Source organism: Rhizobium sp. AC27/96 (genome assembly GCF_001692325.1).
Taxonomy (GTDB): Bacteria; Pseudomonadota; Alphaproteobacteria; order Rhizobiales; family Rhizobiaceae; genus Rhizobium.
This window is the reverse complement of the sequence record NZ_LXKN01000001.1, coordinates 190906-209326: the sequence shown is the minus strand read 5'-3', so window position 1 is coordinate 209326 and position 18421 is coordinate 190906. Positions and strand designations below refer to the sequence as shown.

The 18421-nt window shown below is 60.9% G+C and carries 18 protein-coding genes; 9 read left to right on the top strand and 9 right to left on the bottom strand.

Translation table 11 applies throughout. The features are described from left to right. Nucleotides 1-3: 3 nt before the first annotated feature. Nucleotides 4-1011 carry an asparaginase gene (locus A6U86_RS01050; RefSeq protein WP_068385161.1) on the bottom strand — a complete coding sequence of 336 codons (1008 nt, stop codon included), beginning with the start codon at nt 1009-1011 and terminating at the stop codon, nt 4-6. A gap of 102 nt (nt 1012-1113) precedes the next feature. After that, nucleotides 1114-1740 carry a metalloregulator ArsR/SmtB family transcription factor gene (locus A6U86_RS01045; protein WP_068385158.1) on the bottom strand — a complete coding sequence of 209 codons (627 nt, stop codon included), beginning with the start codon at nt 1738-1740 and terminating at the stop codon, nt 1114-1116. A 100-nt stretch (nt 1741-1840) separates the two neighbouring features. Between A6U86_RS01045 and A6U86_RS01040 the strand changes: the two genes are divergently transcribed. Beyond that, nucleotides 1841-3265, top strand: coding sequence for an MFS transporter (locus A6U86_RS01040; protein WP_068385154.1), 1425 nt, complete (start codon nt 1841-1843; stop codon nt 3263-3265). Here A6U86_RS01040 and A6U86_RS01035 read toward each other — a convergent pair. The 4 genes from A6U86_RS01035 to A6U86_RS01020 all read right to left on the bottom strand — a co-directional run bounded on the left by A6U86_RS01035 (nt 3246) and on the right by A6U86_RS01020 (nt 7364). After that, entirely contained in the window at nt 3246-4244 is a 999-nt protein-coding gene (locus A6U86_RS01035; protein ID WP_068385151.1) for an NAD(P)H-quinone oxidoreductase, read from the bottom strand. The genes A6U86_RS01040 and A6U86_RS01035 overlap by 20 nt on opposite strands. A 79-nt stretch (nt 4245-4323) precedes the next feature. After that, complete coding sequence (locus A6U86_RS01030) at nt 4324-6129, bottom strand: GGDEF domain-containing protein (RefSeq protein ID WP_068387625.1); 1806 nt, start codon at nt 6127-6129, stop codon at nt 4324-4326. A 210-nt stretch (nt 6130-6339) separates the two neighbouring features. Continuing rightward, entirely contained in the window at nt 6340-6591 is a 252-nt protein-coding gene (locus A6U86_RS01025; protein ID WP_068385147.1) for a type II toxin-antitoxin system ParD family antitoxin, read from the bottom strand. A gap of 224 nt (nt 6592-6815) precedes the next feature. Further along, nucleotides 6816-7364 carry an HdeD family acid-resistance protein gene (locus A6U86_RS01020; protein ID WP_068385145.1) on the bottom strand — a complete coding sequence of 183 codons (549 nt, stop codon included), beginning with the start codon at nt 7362-7364 and terminating at the stop codon, nt 6816-6818. Between the two features lie 152 nt (nt 7365-7516). Here A6U86_RS01020 and betI point away from each other — a divergent pair, with 152 nt between their 5' ends. From betI to betA, 4 genes are all read left to right on the top strand, one after another. Continuing rightward, the gene (betI, locus tag A6U86_RS01015) at nt 7517-8104 is read left to right on the top strand and encodes a transcriptional regulator BetI (RefSeq protein ID WP_068385141.1); all 588 of its coding nucleotides are present in this window, start codon (nt 7517-7519) and stop codon (nt 8102-8104) included. A 3-nt stretch (nt 8105-8107) separates the two neighbouring features. After that, on the top strand, nt 8108-8749 hold the full coding sequence (locus A6U86_RS01010; RefSeq protein ID WP_068385139.1) for a glutathione S-transferase family protein: 642 nt from the start codon (nt 8108-8110) through the stop codon (nt 8747-8749). After that, entirely contained in the window at nt 8749-10212 is a 1464-nt protein-coding gene (gene betB, locus A6U86_RS01005; RefSeq protein ID WP_068385136.1) for a betaine-aldehyde dehydrogenase, read from the top strand. The genes A6U86_RS01010 and betB overlap by 1 nt, the downstream gene beginning before the upstream one ends. Nucleotides 10213-10383: 171 nt before the next feature. Continuing rightward, nucleotides 10384-12033 carry a choline dehydrogenase gene (gene betA, locus A6U86_RS01000; RefSeq protein ID WP_068387622.1) on the top strand — a complete coding sequence of 550 codons (1650 nt, stop codon included), beginning with the start codon at nt 10384-10386 and terminating at the stop codon, nt 12031-12033. A 12-nt stretch (nt 12034-12045) separates the two neighbouring features. Here betA and A6U86_RS00995 read toward each other — a convergent pair whose 3' ends face one another. After that, nucleotides 12046-12345 (bottom strand): type II toxin-antitoxin system RelE/ParE family toxin, encoded by a 300-nt coding sequence (locus A6U86_RS00995; RefSeq protein WP_068385133.1) that lies wholly within the window; start codon nt 12343-12345, stop codon nt 12046-12048. Next, a complete protein-coding gene (locus A6U86_RS00990; RefSeq protein ID WP_068385130.1) occupies nt 12342-12614 on the bottom strand; it encodes a YlcI/YnfO family protein in 273 nt (90 codons plus the stop codon). The genes A6U86_RS00995 and A6U86_RS00990 overlap by 4 nt, the downstream gene beginning before the upstream one ends. A 193-nt stretch (nt 12615-12807) precedes the next feature. Between A6U86_RS00990 and A6U86_RS00985 the strand changes: the two genes are divergently transcribed. Next, a complete protein-coding gene (locus A6U86_RS00985) occupies nt 12808-14169 on the top strand; it encodes a chloride channel protein (RefSeq protein WP_068385127.1) in 1362 nt (453 codons plus the stop codon). Between the two features lie 3 nt (nt 14170-14172). On the opposite strand, the gene A6U86_RS00980 is transcribed toward A6U86_RS00985, so the two are convergent. Next, the gene (locus A6U86_RS00980; protein WP_068385124.1) at nt 14173-14619 is read right to left on the bottom strand and encodes an Rrf2 family transcriptional regulator; all 447 of its coding nucleotides are present in this window, start codon (nt 14617-14619) and stop codon (nt 14173-14175) included. 489 nt (nt 14620-15108) lie between these two features. Here A6U86_RS00980 and A6U86_RS00975 point away from each other — a divergent pair, with 489 nt between their 5' ends. From A6U86_RS00975 to cysN, 3 genes are all read left to right on the top strand, one after another. Further along, nucleotides 15109-15846 carry a phosphoadenylyl-sulfate reductase gene (locus A6U86_RS00975; RefSeq protein WP_068385121.1) on the top strand — a complete coding sequence of 246 codons (738 nt, stop codon included), beginning with the start codon at nt 15109-15111 and terminating at the stop codon, nt 15844-15846. 126 nt (nt 15847-15972) lie between these two features. Next, nucleotides 15973-16926 carry a sulfate adenylyltransferase subunit CysD gene (cysD, locus tag A6U86_RS00970; protein ID WP_068385118.1) on the top strand — a complete coding sequence of 318 codons (954 nt, stop codon included), beginning with the start codon at nt 15973-15975 and terminating at the stop codon, nt 16924-16926. A 1-nt stretch (nt 16927) separates the two neighbouring features. Beyond that, the gene (gene cysN / locus A6U86_RS00965; protein WP_068385116.1) at nt 16928-18418 is read left to right on the top strand and encodes a sulfate adenylyltransferase subunit CysN; all 1491 of its coding nucleotides are present in this window, start codon (nt 16928-16930) and stop codon (nt 18416-18418) included. The last annotated feature ends 3 nt before the right edge of the window (nt 18419-18421 follow it).

The following is an 18421-nucleotide window of genomic DNA, read 5'->3' as shown; positions in this document are numbered from 1 at the left end:
GCTCTAAGCCGTCAACGCAGCTGTCGGCCTGATATCGCCGACATGGATGCCGTTCCAGTTCTTGAACGCTCGGTTGGCCATGGCCATCAGACCGGCATGAACCTCGCCGTCCTTTTCAAAGAAACGGGCAAGCGCCGTCGCCACCATGACTTCGGCGGCGCGGCTATTGCCGTCATCGCATTTGACCGAGATGGCGATGCCTTGCTCAGGGATCGCGGCGCAAAACACGCCTTCGGCACCTGTCTTGGCGAAGATGCGGCCGGGGGCGATCTGCATCAGCTTGGTGCAGGCACGATCGGTGCCGGCGACATAAAACGGCTCCGCCATGCAGGCCTCGAATAGCCGGCGTGACGCTTTGGCGCGCAGAGGCTCAAGACCGACACCAGTCGCCATCCTGGCAAAACCATGCGCCAATCCCTTGAGCGGCACGGCATAGGTCGGGATCGAACAGCCGTCCGTGCCGCAATTATCGTGGCCGAGAACGGCACCGGTCAGGCTTTGCATCGTGTCGCGGATCTGCTGCTGCAGCGGATGGTCGTAGCCGACATAGCCCTTGGGATCGATGTCCTGATGGCTGCAGGCGCAGACGAAGCCCGCATGTTTGCCCGAGCAATTATTGTGCAGCGCCGTGGGCTTTTCGATCGTGCGCGCCTGATGAATGACTGTTTTCAGATCCGACGACCAGTGCGCGCCGCATTCGAGCGTGCCAACATCGCGGCCGGCGCGGGCCAGCATCGAAGCGGCCAGCGCCACATGCTCATCCTCGCCATTATGGGACGAACAGGCGAGCGCCAACTCCCTGTTGCCGAAGCCATAAGCGTCCGCAGCGCCGCTTTCGACCAGCGGCAGCGCCTGCATCGCCTTGCACGCAGAACGCGGGAACACTGCCCGTTCGATATCGCCGACGGAAAAGACCAGCTTTCCATCGCCGTCTGCCGCAACGACAGAACCGCGATGGCGGCTTTCGACCAGGGCACCACGGGTGACTTCGACGCAGACGGGATTGGACATGATGGGTTGCGGCCTTTGATTTGCTGGATGGCCAGTGATAGCGGCTACCCCCGGAATTGCCAATCTCCGATCAGCGCCCAGCAACCGTAAAAGCACGACCATTCAGGCGACTGTCCGGATCCTGTAAGCGCAGCGTCTTGCCCCAAGCAGGATGTGTTCTTCACGCTCGACCTGCGCACCGAGGACCACGCGAAACGTCTCGAGTTCCGACCGGCAGAAACCGGAGCAGGCGCAGGCAGCGGAGCAAATGGGGCAATGGTTTTCCACCAGCATGAGCGAGCCATCCTCCTCCTGCCAGTGATCGGCCATATAGCCTTCCTGCGTGCGGATGGCTGCGAGGCCTGCGACGCGCGACGGCAGATCGGCCGCAACATCGATCTCGCTGCGGTAGCGCCGCAGCATGTCCGTTTCGCGAGCAGAGATGACGGCATCGACAGCGCCTTGCCCCAATTGGCTGACCATTGTCGACAGCAGCGTTGCGGTCAGGTCCGCATGATCATCCGGAAACTGCCCGTTGCCGGCGGCGGTCAAATGCCAGAGCTGCTTGGGCCTCCCCCTGCCCGATGCGGCTGATGTCACGGGCTCGACCAACCCCTCCTCCGCCATCTTCGTCAGCTGCTGGCGAGCCGCCTCCGAGGATATGCCGAGCGCATCGCCGAGGGCCGATGCCAGCTGCGGCCCCTCGGTTTTCAACAGGATCAGAATTCGATTGATCGATGATTGACGCATTTTCCAAGTTATCTCTTGTTTTAATCCCATGGTCGTGCAATTTTCCAACATATAACTTGGAAAATAATCAACCGCTAGGGAAAATGCCGAGGATCATCCGATGTCAAGCATCGAAAATACCGCCCCTCTCAAATCCGCCAGTCTCTTCACGCTGTTTTCGCCGAAGCTCCTGCCTGCAACGCTGATGCTCGGCGGCGGCGTCACGCTTTATGCCGTCGAATCCTACATCACCGCCACGATCGCCCCCTCGATCGTCCGGGACATTGGTGGCCTTGAATTGTTCTCATGGATGACGACGCTGTTCGTCGCCGCCGGCGTGCTCGGCTCGATCACGGTCGCCACCCGGCCGAAGGGCATGGGTCTGCGCACCGTCTATATTACAGCGGCACTCGTCTTTGGCGGTGGCAGCCTTGCCTGCGCCATCGCCCCGACCATGCCCGTGTTGCTGGTCGGCCGAGCTGTTCAGGGCTATGGCGCCGGCATGCTGTCAGGCCTTGCCTATGCCTTCATCCGCTTCGCCTATCCCGAACCCTTGTGGCGCAGAGCCTCCACCCTTTATGCCGCCATATGGGGTGTGGCGACGGTGCTCGGGCCGACGCTCGGTGGCCTCTTCGCTGCCGGCGGCGCCTGGCGCGAGGCCTTCATCGTCCTGGTGCCGCTCGCCGTGCTGATGGCACTTTCAGCACGCTGGTTGCTGCCTAATGTCGCCGACGATCGGATCGATACCAGAACGCCCCTCGTCCAGATCGTGCTTTTGCTGACGGCGGTCCTGTTCGTCAGCATTGCCGGCACGATCGAGCACGGATCCTACAAGATCGCGTTGATCGCAATTTCCATCGCGCTTGTCGTGGCGATGGTGGTGATCGAGCGGAAGGACGGCATCAGGCTGTTTCCACACGGCACCGTCATGCTCGCCAACCCGCTCTCGCGGCTCTATCTGACGATGTTCACGCTGATGCTGGTGCTGACGAGCGATATCTACATCCCGTACTTCCTGCAGACGCTTCATGGCGTCACGCCTCTCGTCTCGGGCTATCTCGTCGCGCTGGTGGCGCTGGGCTGGACGATCGGGGCTTTCTTCAGCGCCTCGTTTTCAGGACGGCAGGCGGCCATTGCGATCATAACAGGCTGTATTCTGGAAACTGCCGCCACGGCGTCGCTGGTCCCGCTTCTCGCGACAACCACCTCCTCCGCCGATCTCCTGCACTTTGCACCGGCCGTTATCGCCATGTTCCTGATGGGCTTCGGCGTCGGCTTGGGATGGGCACATCTGATAACCAGGATCATCAGCATCGCCAGAAAGACCGAGCAGGACAAGGCATCGGCCGCCATCTCGATGGTCCAGTCGCTGGGCGGCGCGTTCGGCGCGGCGCTTACCGGCGTCATCGTCAACAGCGCAGGCCTGACCCATCCCGGCGGTATTGCCGGCGGCATCTCGGCCGCCACCTGGCTCTATGCCCTGATGGCCGTGCCCGGCGTCGTCGCTATCATCCTGTCCTTCACGATCAGGCCAGCTTCAGCATGATCTTGCCGATATGGTCGCTGGTTTCCATCAACCGGTGCGCCTCGACCACGTCGTCAAAGGAAAATACCTTGTGAATGACGGGGGCAACCGTGCCCTCGTCGAGCAGCGGCCAGACCTGGGAGAGAAGATCGTCGCGAATGGCGCGCTTTTCTTCCGCCGTACGCGGCCGCATGGTCGAGCCCGTCACCGTCAGGCGCTTCACCATGATCGGCTGCAGGTTGGCTTTTTCCGCCACCGCACCGCCGAGGAAGGCGATGATCGAGAGGCACCCGTCGCGGGCAAGCGAAGCGAGGTTCTTCTCAAGATAGGCTGCACCGATCATGTCGAGGATGATATCGACGCCGTGATCCGTTTCGGCCTTGATGACCTCGGCGAAATCCTCTTGCCTGTAATTGATGGCCCGCTTGGCGCCGAGCCTTTCGCAAGCCTCGCACTTCTCCTTCGATCCGGCTGTCGTATAGACGGTCGCGCCGAAGGCATGGGCAAGCTGGATCGCCGTCGTGCCGATGCCACTGGAACCGCCATGGATCAGCACGCTTTCGCCTTCGGTGAGGCCGGCCATCTGAAAGAGATTGGCCCAGACGGTGAAGAAGGTTTCAGGCACAGCGCCGGCGCGTATGGCATCATAGCCATTCGGAAATCTCAGCGCCTGACCGGCGGGCAACACGCAATATTCGGCATAGCCGCCGCCATTGGCGAGGCCACAGACCTTGTTGCCGATAGCGAATTCCTTGACGCCCGGAGCGACGTCGACAACCTCGCCGGCAATTTCGAGACCCAGGATGGGGCTTGCTTCCTTCGGAGGCGGATAGATGCCTTGCCGTTGCGCCACGTCAGGCCGATTGACACCCGCCGCCTCGACGCGAACGAGGATCTCGCCGGGCTTCAGAACGGGCAGAGGTTTGCGGGCAATGGTCATGGCCTCGGGGCCACCAAAGGACGGCAAGTCCACGAAACGCATTTCAGACGGCAAGGGCATGGGCCAATCTCCTCTCCCAACGAAGCAATGGAGATAGTTTAGCGCGAGCCGCTTGAAAAGGAGGGACTGTCGAAGGGCGTCAATTCGTCTCGGTCAGACCGAGGAATGCAACGCCGCCACTGCTTTCCTTCGCCTTGGCCTTGATGCCCGCAATCGATGTGCTGACGCGGTTGATATTGTCGATCACCAATCCCTCGGGCAGCTGCAGGATGCCGATCGAGCAGCGCATCAGCGGGAAGTCCGCCTCCGCACCGCTGCGGTCGTGGCCGCGAATGCGGCCGGCAGCGCGGTCTTCAGCCGAATAGAAATCAAGGACATCCGCGTGGAAATCGGCGAGCAGCCGGTCCAGGACCTCGCGGAGCTGCTCCATGCTCCAATCCGTGACGCCGATGAAGAAATCATCGCCGCCGACATGACCGAGAAAATTGCGTTCGGCGAAGAAATAGCGGCGCATCAGCGCGGCAAACAGCGAAATGGCGTGGTCGCCGAGATGGAAGCCGTAGGCGTCGTTGAACGGCTTGAAATTATCGAAGTCGCAATAGCAAAAATGCCTGATCTCATCACCATCGCGGCCAGTGCTCTGCATGAAATCGTGGATCGCCCTGTTGCCCGGCAGACCGGTCAGCGGGTTCTGATCCTGAGCGATCTTGAGCTGCTTTTCGTTGATAACCTTGATCAGCGACGCGGCCGAAACGATGCCGGCATAATGCGTGCCCTCGGTGACGATCAGGCAATCGCTGCTTTCCATATTGGCGAAGATCGCCATCAAAGTATCCGCATCGGAATCAAGCCCGACGATCGGCGCCATCTCGACAAAATGCGAGATCGACCGCTTGTAGACCTTGTTCTTCAGGAGATCGCGGCCGAAGGGCTGATAGATATATTCCTTGAGCTGGTACTCATGGATGATGCCGCGCGGCTCCTGATTGGCGTTCACGACCGGGAAATAGGCCCGGCGCGGATTGCGGCGGAAGAGTTCGAAGACGCTGTCGATGCTGTCGTTTTCGCGGATGGTCGGCAGCACTTCGATCTGCTTGCGGATGAGGATTTCATCCAGCGACTGGCTGTTGCGCACGGTCTTGCCGAGATCCTGCAAGTGCGGAAAGCTCGGCTTGAGCTCATTGACCAGCACCGTCGGGCGGGCGATGAACCAGCCCTGGACGAGATCGACGCCGAATTCACGGCAGGTCAGGAACTCCGCCTCGGTCTCGATACCCTCGGCGATGACGCGCGTGCCGAGGACATGGGCGATATTGACGAGATTCCTCAGAATATGGCGCTTGCGGGCGCTACGATCGATATCGACAATGAAGTGACGATCGATCTTCAGGTAATCGACCGGATAGTCCGACAGGAGCTTCATCTCGCCGTGACCGACGCCAAAATCGTCGATGGCCAGCTTGAAGCCCGCATTGCGCATTTTGGCAACCAGATCGCAGAACTCGGGCACGATGGTGTTGTCGAACCGCTCGGAGAATTCAAAGCAGATAGACGAAGGCGCGATCCCCGCCTTCTTCATGTGCTGCAACAGGCTATCGACCAGCGCGGCACCCTGCGGGATCAGGCGAACATCCAGATTGAGAAACAGGGTTGCCGAGGCTGCATTGGGAAGGGTGGCGAATTTTGCCAGCGCGCGGCTGGTGACCATTTGTTCCAGCCCCAGAAGCTGGCCCATGCGCTCGGCTTCATCGAGAATATCGATCGGACTGTCGAAGCCGATGCGCTGCTGGCCGCGCATCAGGGATTCATAGCCGAAAACGGCGCCGGTGCCGGCCTCCACGATCGGCTGAAATGCATTTTCGATCACGAGTTTGGCGAGAGTGACAATCTGGTCGCTGGCATACCGGCGCAATACGCCCGGTTCGACTGCGGCAGTCAAAGACATGCCCATCTCCCTTGGAATTCTTGATCTAATTTATTTAAGTAAAACTTTGGATTTACCGCGTTTTCGGCCGAACATGCGCCATAAAGCGTCAACGAAACCTTTCCCTCGTGTGAAAGTTTCGTGAATGGTAAAGCAATATTAACCATTTCTCCGGCCGAACAAAGTCAGGCGCGGCGAGATGTGTCATGGCCTGAAGGCCGGTTTTCCGGCTCAGTTATGCGGGTGCTTTTCGGCCTCGTAGTCGGCGAACATGTCGGCGACGCAACGACTGCCTCTTACCGTCTCTTCGCGATCATTCGCAGCCTGCGGCACATCGCAAATATCGCCGCGCTTGCGGGCTGCGTCCCACATGCGAAGCGCTTCCCGCACGACTTCGCTGCTTGAGGCATAGGTGCCAGTGTCGACCGCGGCGCGAATGCCGGCAGCCTGAAGCGGAGAGATGGAAACCGTTACCATCGGCATGATATTCCTCCCTTGACCGTCGTTAGGCGGAATTTTCGCTGGAGCCATATTCCGCAGCCTTGAGCAGTGCTTTCGAGGCGTGCCTTCGACACGCAAACTCCAGATCATGGTGCCGTCACAACATCAGTTCGGCACCGCACGCTCTACAACATGACACCCCAAGAGTAACGCCGCTCACGGTCCTTGTCAAAAAGTAGCACTTCGTTATCCCCTTCAATGGCGGCTTATCGCCTGAGGATGAGGCCGAAGACCACCAGCGTCCAGCCCTGGAAAATCAGATCGAAGCCTAAGAAAAGACCAAGAATCCAGAGGCTGTTGACAGGCCAGCCAAGCGCAATGGCGATGCCGGCAACGGCGGTCGCAAGGCCGCTGATGACGATCCAGATCCATCCGCGCTCCGGCATCACCTTACGGCCGACCCAGACGCGAAACGTGCCCGCAATCAGCAATGCGATGGCGAGGAACAGGGTCAGCGCCTCGGAGGCTAACAGCGGGTTGGCGAAGGCAAGGATACCGGCAAGCGTATAGAGCAGGCCGCTCAGCACCCAGAATACGATATGCTCCCATCCCCGCACCTGAAAGGCATGCGCCAGATGCACGATGCCGCCGATCAGCATGAACATGCCGACATAGTAGACCGAGGCGACGGTAGCGATAAACAGAGTGCCGAGAGCAATGCCGCCGCAGACCAGCAGCAGGACACCGAGGCCAACAAACCATCCCCATTTGTCGCCCATTGCAGATGGTGGAACTTCATCAGGAATATCAACCATGACCGTACCTCCTCCTGAAGGGAAGTATGGCACAGAAATGCAACTCGAAAAGAGGTTGCGGATTTTTCGCGGTTGCCCGGCGCTCGCGTGATTTTTTTATTGATTGATCAGTCAATCAAAAATACAGTCCTGCCAGCCTTGAGGATTGATGCATGCCGAAAGTCGGAATGGAACCGGTGCGCCGCAAGGCGCTTGTGGACGCTGCAATGCGCGTGATCGGCGATCACGGCTCGCTGACCGTCACCATGTCCGAAATCGCCAAGCAAGCGGGCGTTTCCCCTGCTCTTGCGCATCATTATTTCGGCAGCAAGGAACAATTGCTGATCGAGACCGTCCGCGTTCATCTACAGCGCCTGCGCGACAGCGTCGTGACGGCACTGCGCGCGGCACCGACGCCGCGCGAGAAGCTTTCGGCCGTCATCCGCGTCAGCTTCCAGGCCGACCAGTTTGCGCCGGAGACGATCGCTGCCTGGCTTGCATTCTATGCCGAAGCGCAGCGCTCCGAAGAGACGCGTCGCTTTCTCGTCATCTATGCCCGCCGGCTGCGTTCCAACCTTGTGGCCAATCTCAAGACGCTGTGCCCGGCCGAGGACGCCGAGCGCATCGCGGAAGGTGCAGCGGCGATGATCGACGGGCTTTACATCCGTCAGAGCCTGCGATCCGCCCCGATCAGCATCGAGGCATCGATTGCGCTGACCGACGACTATCTGACGACCCATCTCAACGCGCTGAAGGGCTAGGGCATGCTGACAGTCTGGGGCCGCAAATCGTCATCCAACGTGCAGGCACTCATGTGGTGCATCGGCGAGCTTGGGCTTGCCTATAAGCGCATCGATGCCGGCTTCACATACGGCGTCAACGATACCCCGGAATTCCTGGCGATGAACCCGAACGGCACGGTTCCGGTGCTGCGTGACGGCGATGACGAGCCATTGTGGGAAACGGGCGCCATCCTGCGCTACCTCGCCACGCAATATGGCGAGGATGTCTTCTGGCCGAAGGATGCCCGGCATCGTGCCCAGATCGACAAATGGGCGGAATGGGCCAAGATCAATATCGCCCAGAGTTTCACCGGCCCGATATTCTGGCGCGTGGTGCGCACAGCCCCTGCTCTCAAGGATGAGACGGCAATCATTGCGGCCGTCGCCGCGCTCGCTGCGAAGCTAGACATCGCCGAGTCGCAGTTCGGACGGCATCGCTTCCTTGCCGGCGATAATCTGACGCTCGCCGACGTGCAATTCGGCCATCTGCTCTATCGCTATTTCGACATCGACATCCAGCGTCCCGCCCATCCGCGGCTGGAGCGCTACTACGAAAACCTGACCGAGCGGCCTGCTTTCCAAGAGCATGTCATGGTGTCCTACGAAGAATTGAGGGTTCTATAATGCGCGCACAACCGAAAGCCTCGCATTTCATCGACGGGGAATATGTCGAGGACACCGACGGCACCGTCATCGAAAGCATCTATCCTGCCACCGGCGAGGTGATCGCCCGCCTTCATGCGGCAACGCCCGCGATCGTCGAAAAGGCGATCGCCGCCGCCAAGCGGGCACAGCCGGAATGGGCCGCCATGAGCCCGACGGCGCGCGGCCGCATCCTGAAGCGGGCGGCCGATATCATGCGCGAGCGTAACCGCGAGCTTTCCGAACTGGAGACGCTGGATACCGGTAAGCCGATCCAGGAAACCATCGTTGCCGATCCGACCTCTGGCGCCGACGCCTTCGAATTCTTCGGCGGCGTCGCAGCGGCTGCCCTCAACGGCTCCTATATCCCGCTCGGCGGAGATTTTGCCTATACCAAGCGCGTGCCGCTCGGCGTCTGCGTCGGCATCGGCGCCTGGAACTACCCGCAGCAGATCGCCTGCTGGAAGGGTGCGCCCGCTCTCGTCGCCGGCAATGCCATGGTCTTCAAGCCCTCGGAAAACACGCCGCTCGGCGCGCTGAAGATCGCCGAGATCCTCATCGAGGCCGGCCTGCCCAAAGGCCTATACAATGTCATCCAGGGCGACCGCGAAACCGGGCCGCTTCTCATCAACCATCCCGACGTTGCCAAAGTTTCGCTCACCGGCTCCGTGCCAACCGGTCGCAAGGTCGCGGCCTCCGCTGCGGGCAACCTCAAGCACGTCACCATGGAGCTTGGCGGCAAGTCGCCGCTCATCGTCTTCGACGATGCCGATATCGACAGCGCCATCGGCGGCGCGATGCTCGGCAATTTCTATTCCACAGGACAGGTCTGCTCGAACGGCACGCGCGTCTTCGTCTCCAGCAAGATCAAGTCCGAATTCCTGAAGCGCCTGAAGGCCCGTACCGACGCGATGCTCATCGGCGACCCGATGGACGAGGCAACGCAGATCGGCCCGATGGTCTCCTGGGCGCAGCGCGAGAAGGTGCTTGCCTATATCGAAAAGGGCAAGGCCGAGGGCGCGACGCTTTTGACCGGCGGCGGCATCCCGAACAATGTCTCCGGCGAAGGCTATTACATTCAGCCGACCGTCTTCGCTGACGTCACCGACGACATGACCATCGCCCGCGAGGAGATCTTCGGGCCGGTCATGTGCGTTCTCGATTTCGATGATGAGGCCGAGGTCATCGCCCGGGCCAATGCCACCGAATTCGGCCTTTCCGGCGGCGTCTTCACCGCCGATCTCACCCGCGCCCACCGCGTCGTCGACCAGCTCGAGGCCGGAACGCTCTGGATCAACGCCTACAATCTCGCGCCGGTGGAAATTCCCTTCGGCGGTTCGAAACAATCCGGCTTCGGCCGCGAGAATTCCTTGGCCGCGCTGGAGCACTATTCGGAACTGAAGACCGTCTATGTCGGCATGGGGCCGGTGCAGGCACCTTACTGATCAACCTCCCCCTTGAGGGGGGAGGTCGCCGCATAGCGGCGGGTGGGGGTGACCAGCCGCTATTCGCATACCAACGATCACCCCTCCCCGGCCTTCGGCCGACCCTCCCCCTCAAGGGGAGGGTGTAGAACCGCCTGGATTTTCGCCGCTACCCACCTGGAGCACATGGTCATGCAAGCAGATTTCGTTATCGTCGGCTCGGGTTCGGCCGGTTCCGCCATGGCCTACCGCCTGTCGGAGGATGGCAAGTATTCGGTCATCGTGCTGGAATTCGGCGGCAGCGACTTCGGTCCATTCATCCAGATGCCGGCAGCCCTTGCCTGGCCGATGAGCATGGATCGCTACAATTGGGGCTATCTCTCCGAGCCCGAGCCGCAGCTCAACAATCGGCGCATCACCGCGCCGCGCGGCAAGGTGATCGGCGGCTCCTCCTCGATCAACGGCATGGTCTATGTCCGTGGCCATGCCGAGGACTTCAATCGCTGGGAAGAGCTTGGCGCCCAGGGCTGGGCCTATGCCGACGTGCTGCCCTATTTCAAGCGGATGGAGCATTCGCATGGCGGCGAAGAGGGCTGGCGCGGCACGGACGGCCCGCTGCATGTGCGTCGCGGCGACGCCCGCAACCCGCTGTTCCACGCCTTCATCGAGGCCGGCAAGCAGGCGGGCTTCGAGGCGACCGAAGACTATAATGGCAGCAAGCAGGAAGGCTTCGGCCTGATGGAGCAGACGACCTGGAAGGGCCGACGCTGGTCTGCGGCCACAGCCTATCTCAAGCCGGCCCTCAAGCGGCCGAATGTCGAGCTTATCCGTTGTTTCGCCCGCAAGGTCGTCATCGAAAACGGCCGCGCCATCGGTGTCGAAGTAGAGCGCGGCGGCAAGATCGAAGTCATCAAGGCGAACCGCGAGGTGATCATTTCGGCGTCTTCATTCAACTCGCCGAAGCTTCTGATGCTTTCCGGCATTGGCCCGGCGCAGCATCTGCGCGATATGGGCATCGAGGTGAAGGTTGACCGGCCGGGCGTCGGCGCCAACCTGCAGGACCATATGGAGTTCTATTTCCAGCAGACCAGCCTGAAACCGGTATCGCTCTATTCCTGGCTGCCCTGGTACATGCAGGGGATCGTCGGTGCGCAATGGATGTTCTTCAAATCCGGCCTTGGCACATCCAACCAGTTCGAAGCCTGCGCCTTCCTGCGCTCCGCACCCGGCGTCAAGCAGCCCGACATCCAGTATCACTTCCTGCCTGTCGCCATCAGCTATGACGGCAAGGCCGCGGCCAAGAGCCATGGCTTCCAGGTGCATGTCGGGTATAACCTGTCGAAGTCACGCGGCGCGGTCACCCTGCGCTCCTCCGATCCGAAGGCCGATCCGGTGATCCGCTTCAACTATATGAGCCATCCGGAAGACTGGGAAAAATTCCGCCACTGCGTGCGCCTCACCCGCGAAATCTTCGGGCAGAAGGCCTTTGACGACTATCGTGGCGCGGAGATCCAGCCTGGAGAGAGCGTTCAGACCGACGATCAGATCGACGCCTTCCTGCGCGAGCATCTGGAAAGCGCCTATCATCCCTGCGGCACCTGCCGGATGGGCGCGAAGGACGATCCGATGGCGGTAGTCGATCCCGACACCCGCGTCATCGGCGTCGATGGCCTGCGCGTCGCCGACAGCTCGATCTTCCCGCATGTCACCTACGGTAACCTGAACGGCCCCTCGATCATGACCGGAGAAAAAGCCGCCGACCATATTCTCGGCAAGCAGCGGCTGGCGCGCTCGAACCAGGAACCGTGGGTCAATCCGCGCTGGGAGACGAGTGATCGGTAGGATAGGCGGGCATTAGTGATAGTCTTCCTCGCGCTGATGCCTGACCGCCAATATCGTCACCGTCTCGCTGTCCTCGATCTCGAATAGAGCGACACAACCGGATGAGCCGAAAGGAATGACGAGTTCACGGAGGAATGCGTTGTCCGCCGATGCCTTGCGGCAACTGAAGGGAAAATTCTCCAGAAATTCCGTTGCTTTGGCGATCGCCTGATAGGCCTTTTCCGCAAGCTCGATGTCTCTCAGAAGAAGATAATCATAGAGCCGCTCAAGGTCTTCCAATGCGCCTTGGGAATAGCGAACAGCAAAGGTCATTTTCGCCTGGATGCTTTTGCAGCTTGAAGTTTGCCTTTCAACATATCAAGCACATCGTCAGCGCTGTGATACACGCCGGTGCTTTTTGCATCTTCTCTGGCAGCAAGGCCACGAGCGATGAATTCCGCCTTCGTTCGGCGATGTTCGATCTGCGCGCGCAGCGAGCTTTCCACAAATGCGGACAGGGTCTCGCCCTCTTGCAGTACGCTTTCGGCAGCCGCGCGCAAGGCAGGATCGACCCGCAAGGGGGGGATGGAAGCGGATTTCATTTATCGGCTCCTTTTGCATTGCAATTGCGATGCATTCTATTCGATCGCTCGAAACCGTCAACACATGGATTAAGCCTTGGCCGCAAAGGGAAATTCTGCAAGAAAGATCGATGTCGCAATTTGCCCCTTGAAGCGGGCCGCCCGGAAAAATGCCGCCAGAGGGCATGCGGGCCAGCCTAATGGTCACACGTCAATGCCCCCCATCTACCGCAAGTCCAAGCTGCTCCGCCGTTCCCGTGTCATCTGGGGGTCTTTCAATCTCTGGCGGCCGCGACTGGTGTTCTGGACCGGAGCTCTGGCGATCGGGGTGATCAGCGTCGGCTTTGCCAAGCTTGCCGATCTGGCGCAGCGCGCCTTTACTGGTGTTACGCATTCCGGAGAATGGACCTGGCTCTTGCCGCTGGTGCTGACGCCACTCGGCTTCTTACTGTCGGCCTATCTGGCCACGACCTTGTTTCCCAACGCGCAGGGGAGCGGTATTCCGCAGGCGATCGCCGCGCGACATCTGCACCACCCCGAGGATCGTACAAAATTACTGTCGCTGCGGCTTGCCTTTGGCAAGATCGTGCTGACCATTCTCGGGCTTTTGAGCGGCGCCTCGATCGGCCGCGAGGGACCGACGGTGCAGGTCGGTGCCTCCTTCATGCTGGCGGTCGCCCGCTTCGGCGGCATGGCGCAGGCGAAGGGCTTGATCCTTGCCGGCTCGGCAGCGGGCATCGCCGCCGCCTTCAACACGCCACTTGCCGGGATCGTCTTTGCCATTGAGGAGATGAGCCGCACCTATGAATCGCGCGCCAACGGCCTCGTGCTGACGGCCGTTATTCTTTCCGGCCTTGCCGCACTCGGCCTTTCCGGCAGCTACAATTATTTCGGCACCGCCGATGCCGCGCCGACGATGTTTCGCGACTGGATCGTCATGCTGATCTGCGGTGTCGGCGGCGGCGCGCTCGGCGCCACCTTCAGCGGATTGGCTCTCTATACGGGCATCCGCATCCGCCGCTGGGCGCAGCCGCAGCCGCTCAAGCGCATGCTCATCCTTGCCGGCCTATGCGGCCTGGTCGTTGCCGCGATCGGCGTCTTCTCGGGCGGCCAGACCTTCGGCACTGGCTATGAGCAGGCGCGCGGTGCAGTGGAGGGACATGCCCTGCCCGTGCTTTTCTTCGTGGAAAAGCTGCTCGCAAGCTTCCTGTCGATGATTTCAGGTATTCCCGGCGGCATATTCGCGCCGTCGCTTGCCGTCGGCGCTGGTTTCGGCAGCACGGTCGGCACGCTGGTTGGTGGCAGCATAGCGCTTGCGGCGATCCTCGGCATGGCCGGCTATTTCGCCGGCGTCGTGCAGGCGCCGATGACCGCCTTCGTCATCATTCTGGAGATGACGGGCGACCATCAGGCCGTCATCCCGATCATGGCGGTCTCGATGATCGGTTACGTAACGTCGCGGCTGCTATCGCGCGAGCCGCTCTATCACGGTCTGTCGCGCGTCTTTATCGCGGCGGCAATCCGCGCGCGACGTACGATGGAGAAGGAAGCCGGCGAGGAGACCGCCGCTCACTAAGGATCAGGCCATCAGCCTGGTGACTTCCGGGCCGTCAGGCTGGGCCACCGCGTCGGCGATGGTGGTCGAGAAGAGAACCTTGCGGGTCGCGTCGGCAACCCGGGCGAAGACATGCCGGATTTCACAGGTCTGCTCACCATCGCAATCGTCGCAGCGACGATAGGCAGTGAGCGAAAGACAGGGCAGTGGCGCCAGTGGGCCGTCGATCACCCGCAGGATCTCGCCAAAGGTAATCTCGTTGGCCGGCTTGCGCAGCAGATAGCCGCCCTGCTTGCCGCGGCGGCTGATGACGATGCCCTGATGTTTCAGGTCAAGAAGGATCTGCTCCAGAAACTTCTTCGGGATCCTCTGCTGCGTCGCAATGTCTGAAATCATCATCGGTTCGCCTGCCCCGGACTGGGCAAGTGCCGATAGCGCGCGCAGCGCATATTTCGCTTTCTGAGTAATCATTTCGAACCGCTTACACACACATGCGATAGGTTCGGCCGATCTGTTCAGCCGGGTATTCGTGAATTCCGCAGACTTCCTCCCCGGCTAGCTTCGGAGGGGACACACCAATGGGGCAACGTCGGGAAAACGATGGCAACCCAGCCTTGTTTTCATTCTTTTGTTGCTATTCTCATAGTTTAGCTCAAAATCCGCGGATGCGCATCATTTTAGCCATCACTTCCGATTTCCATTTGACAAGCTATGTGTAACTCTACTATTTCTATAGACATTAAAGCAAGCGCTTAAAGATGGCCAGCCATTTCAAGTGCTTCCGATCGGCCGCTTCAGGCGGCAAATTGCCTTGGTTAACAGCCGAGGCGGTCGCTTTTCCTTATTGGCGCGGCTTCATGGAGATATTTACTCTCCATCCGCTTGCTTTCGAAATCTATTTTTCTGTCCGCTGCCCCCATGAACTGCGATACTTGCGCCAGTATCAGGACAGGATCCCCCATGACTGCCATCACATCAATTAAAGATGCCGCCACGCTCAACAGTCAGCTGGCAGCGCTCGATCTTGCGGGCCGCCTGTCTCTGGTCGCCGGCCTTGGCGGCCGCGCCGTCTTCACGACTTCGCTTGGGATAGAGGATCAGGTCATCACGGCGGAGATCGGCAACCATCGCCTGCCGATCGAAGTGGCAACGCTGCAGACCGGCCGACTCTTTCCGGAAACGCTTGCCCTGATCGACGAGACGGAAAGCCAGTACGACATCCATATCATCCGCTACGAGCCGGAACAGGCCGATATCGACGCCTATGCAGAGAAATATGGTCTTAACGGCTTTTACGAAAGCGTCGAAGCCAGGCATGCCTGTTGTGGCGCGCGCAAGCTGAAGCCGCTCGCGCGCGCACTTTCCGGCGCTACGATCTGGATCACCGGCCTTCGCCGCGGCCAGTCCGCCAATCGCTCGGACACGCCCTTCGCCGAATTCGACCCCGAGCGCAACCTGATCAAGATCAACCCGTTGGCGGATTGGGATATCGATGTCATCCGCGCCTACGTCGCCGACAACAGCGTCCCGGTAAATCCGCTGCATGCCCGCGGCTATCCCTCGATCGGCTGCGAGCCTTGCACCCGCGCCATCAAACCCGGCGAGCCAGAGCGCGCCGGCCGCTGGTGGTGGGAGAACGACGAGAAGCGCGAATGCGGCCTGCATGTTCACGAAGAGGTGGCAGGCGCCGCTCAATAGCATACCCCGCCGGCTCCCGGCTCCGACCCGAAGCGCGTTTCACCGCCGCCGATGTCTAGGGAACCAACGCATCTTTTCTTTCCGGCCCAATTTCCGGCCGAGACAATTGAAGTTCTGGAGTTACACATGCCCGATAGCCGTCCGGATACGGAACTTTCCAATCCGCAAAGCATCAAGCCGCCGCTCGATCCGCACCTGAAGGCGCTGGAAAACGAGGCGATCCATATATTCCGTGAAGTCGCGGCCGAATTCGAGCGTCCCGTCATGCTCTATTCGATCGGCAAGGATTCCTCGGTGCTGCTGCATCTGGCGCGCAAGGCCTTCTATCCCGGCCGCGTCCCCTTCCCGCTCCTGCATGTGAACACCGGCTGGAAATTCGCCGAGATGATCACCTTCCGCGACGAGATCGTGAAGAAGTACGATCTCGACCTGATCGAGCATATTAATCCGCGCGGCAAGGCGGAGAACATCACGCCCTTCACCCATGGTTCGGCCGCCTATACCGACATCATGAAGACGGAAGCCCTGCGTCATGCGCTCGATGCCGGCCAGTTCGACGCGGCTTTCGGCGGTGCCCGCCGCGACGAAGAGGCTTCGCGCGCCAAGGAGCGCATCTATTCCTTCCGCACGCCGGACCATCGCTGGGATCCGCGCAACCAGCGCCCGGAACTCTGGAACGTCTATAACGGGCAGATCCGCAAGGGCGAGAGCGTGCGCGTCTTCCCGCTCTCCAACTGGACCGAAGTCGACATCTGGCGCTACATCCAGGCCGAGGATATTCCGATCGTGCCGCTCTATTTCGCCGCGAAGCGCCCGGTGGTCGAACGGGACGGCATGATGATCATGGCGGCCGATCCGCGACTGGAGTTGCTGCCGGATGAAGTCAAGCGCGAGGAACTGATCCGCTTCCGTACGCTCGGCTGCTTCCCGCTGACCGGCGCCATTCGGTCCACCGCCACGACCCTTGAAGAGATCATTGCAGAGCTGGAGATCGCCACGGTTTCCGAACGCCAGGGCCGCGCCATCGACCGCGACCAGTCCGGCTCCATGGAAAAAAAGAAGCGTGAAGGATATTTCTGAGATGACCGCAAACGCCAACGTCGTCACCCTACCCGCTGTTGGGTCCGCCGCCGAGCCCGCCAAGGCGATCCGCGACTCGCGCCCGCTTCGCCTCATCACCTGCGGCAGCGTCGATGACGGCAAGTCCACGCTGATCGGCCGCCTGCTCTGGGATACCAAGGCGGTCAAGGAAGATCAGGCCGCCACGCTGCGGCGCGATTCCACCGGCAAGCAGAACGACCTCGGCCTGCCCGACTTCGCACTGCTGCTCGACGGCCTGCAGGCCGAGCGCGAACAGGGCATCACTATCGACGTCGCCTATCGCTATTTCTCGACCGACAACCGCTCGTTCATCGTCGCCGACACGCCCGGCCACGAGCAGTATACCCGCAACATGGCGACCGGCGCCTCCACCGCCGATCTCGCCGTGCTGCTGATCGACGCGCGCATGGGCATTCTGGAGCAGACGCGCCGCCACGCGACGATCGCTTCGCTGCTCGGCATCAAGCAGTTCGTGCTGGCCGTCAACAAGATCGACCTGACAAATTACGACCGCGCCGGCTTCGAGAAGATCTCGCATGATTTCCGCGAGTTCGCGCTGTCGCTTGGCGTCAAGCAGATTACGGCCATCCCGATGTCGGCGCTGAAAGGCGAGAATGTCGTCTATTCCGGCCAGGCCGTCATGCCCTGGTACAGCGGCCCGACGCTGGTCGAAGCGCTGGAACTGGCAACTGTGCGCTCGGCGCAGGCGGTCGGTTTCCGCCTTTCGGTGCAGCGCGTCTCGCGCCCCGGCGAAAGCTTCCGCGGCTATCAGGGCACGGTTGCCGGCGGTTCGGTGAAGCCGGGTGACAGCGTCATGATCCTGCCGTCGGGCATGGTCGCCAATGTCTCCAAGATCGTCACCTTCGATCTCGTGCGCAATGCCGCCGTTGCCGGCGATGCCATCACGCTTGTTCTCGATCGCCAGGTCGACGTCTCGCGCGGTGACATGATCGTTGCCATCGACAGCCAGCCGCAATCGGGCCTTTCCTTCGACGCGCAGATCGTTGCGCTGCAGCCTGAGGGCATCGAGGCCGGCAAGCGTTACTGGCTGAAGAGCGGCAGCCGCCGCCAGCGCGTGCAGGTGCAGCCGATCGCCCAGCTCGAGCTGAAGACCGGCGCCTGGGCACCGGCGCAGGCGCTGTGGATGAACGCCATCGGCAAGGTTCGTCTTTCCTTCGATGAAGCCGCTGTCTTCGACCCCTACGACCAGAACCGTTCGACTGGCTCCTTCATCCTGATCGACCCCGAGACCAACAACACGGTCGCCGGCGGCATGATCACCGGCAAGCGCACCGATGTCGGCGGCATCCACAAGGAAGGCCAGCGCGTTCTCCTGTCCCTGCCGGCTGATCTTGCCGAGCAGATCATGGCAAGCGAACTCTTCGCCAGCCGCCGCGACGAAACGGAAGTCCGCCGCGTTACCGCAGCGCAGGCAGCGGAAATCTGGGCAAATGCAGCCAGCGATATCTGATGG

Bases quoted from the DNA above. Each gene is read 5' to 3' on its own strand.
- A6U86_RS01050 (WP_068385161.1), bottom strand. From the start codon at position 1,011: ATGTCCAATCCCGTCTGCGTCGAAGTCACCCGTGGTGCCCTGGTCGAA.
- A6U86_RS01045 (WP_068385158.1), bottom strand. From the start codon at position 1,740: ATGCGTCAATCATCGATCAATCGAATTCTGATCCTGTTGAAAACCGAG.
- A6U86_RS01040 (WP_068385154.1), top strand. From the start codon at position 1,841: ATGTCAAGCATCGAAAATACCGCCCCTCTCAAATCCGCCAGTCTCTTC.
- A6U86_RS01035 (WP_068385151.1), bottom strand. From the start codon at position 4,244: ATGCCCTTGCCGTCTGAAATGCGTTTCGTGGACTTGCCGTCCTTTGGT.
- A6U86_RS01030 (WP_068387625.1), bottom strand. From the start codon at position 6,129: ATGTCTTTGACTGCCGCAGTCGAACCGGGCGTATTGCGCCGGTATGCC.
- A6U86_RS01025 (WP_068385147.1), bottom strand. From the start codon at position 6,591: ATGCCGATGGTAACGGTTTCCATCTCTCCGCTTCAGGCTGCCGGCATT.
- A6U86_RS01020 (WP_068385145.1), bottom strand. From the start codon at position 7,364: ATGGTTGATATTCCTGATGAAGTTCCACCATCTGCAATGGGCGACAAA.
- betI (WP_068385141.1), top strand. From the start codon at position 7,517: ATGCCGAAAGTCGGAATGGAACCGGTGCGCCGCAAGGCGCTTGTGGAC.
- A6U86_RS01010 (WP_068385139.1), top strand. From the start codon at position 8,108: ATGCTGACAGTCTGGGGCCGCAAATCGTCATCCAACGTGCAGGCACTC.
- betB (WP_068385136.1), top strand. From the start codon at position 8,749: ATGCGCGCACAACCGAAAGCCTCGCATTTCATCGACGGGGAATATGTC.
- betA (WP_068387622.1), top strand. From the start codon at position 10,384: ATGCAAGCAGATTTCGTTATCGTCGGCTCGGGTTCGGCCGGTTCCGCC.
- A6U86_RS00995 (WP_068385133.1), bottom strand. From the start codon at position 12,345: ATGACCTTTGCTGTTCGCTATTCCCAAGGCGCATTGGAAGACCTTGAG.
- A6U86_RS00990 (WP_068385130.1), bottom strand. From the start codon at position 12,614: ATGAAATCCGCTTCCATCCCCCCCTTGCGGGTCGATCCTGCCTTGCGC.
- A6U86_RS00985 (WP_068385127.1), top strand. From the start codon at position 12,808: ATGCCCCCCATCTACCGCAAGTCCAAGCTGCTCCGCCGTTCCCGTGTC.
- A6U86_RS00980 (WP_068385124.1), bottom strand. From the start codon at position 14,619: ATGATTACTCAGAAAGCGAAATATGCGCTGCGCGCGCTATCGGCACTT.
- A6U86_RS00975 (WP_068385121.1), top strand. From the start codon at position 15,109: ATGACTGCCATCACATCAATTAAAGATGCCGCCACGCTCAACAGTCAG.
- cysD (WP_068385118.1), top strand. From the start codon at position 15,973: ATGCCCGATAGCCGTCCGGATACGGAACTTTCCAATCCGCAAAGCATC.
- cysN (WP_068385116.1), top strand. From the start codon at position 16,928: ATGACCGCAAACGCCAACGTCGTCACCCTACCCGCTGTTGGGTCCGCC.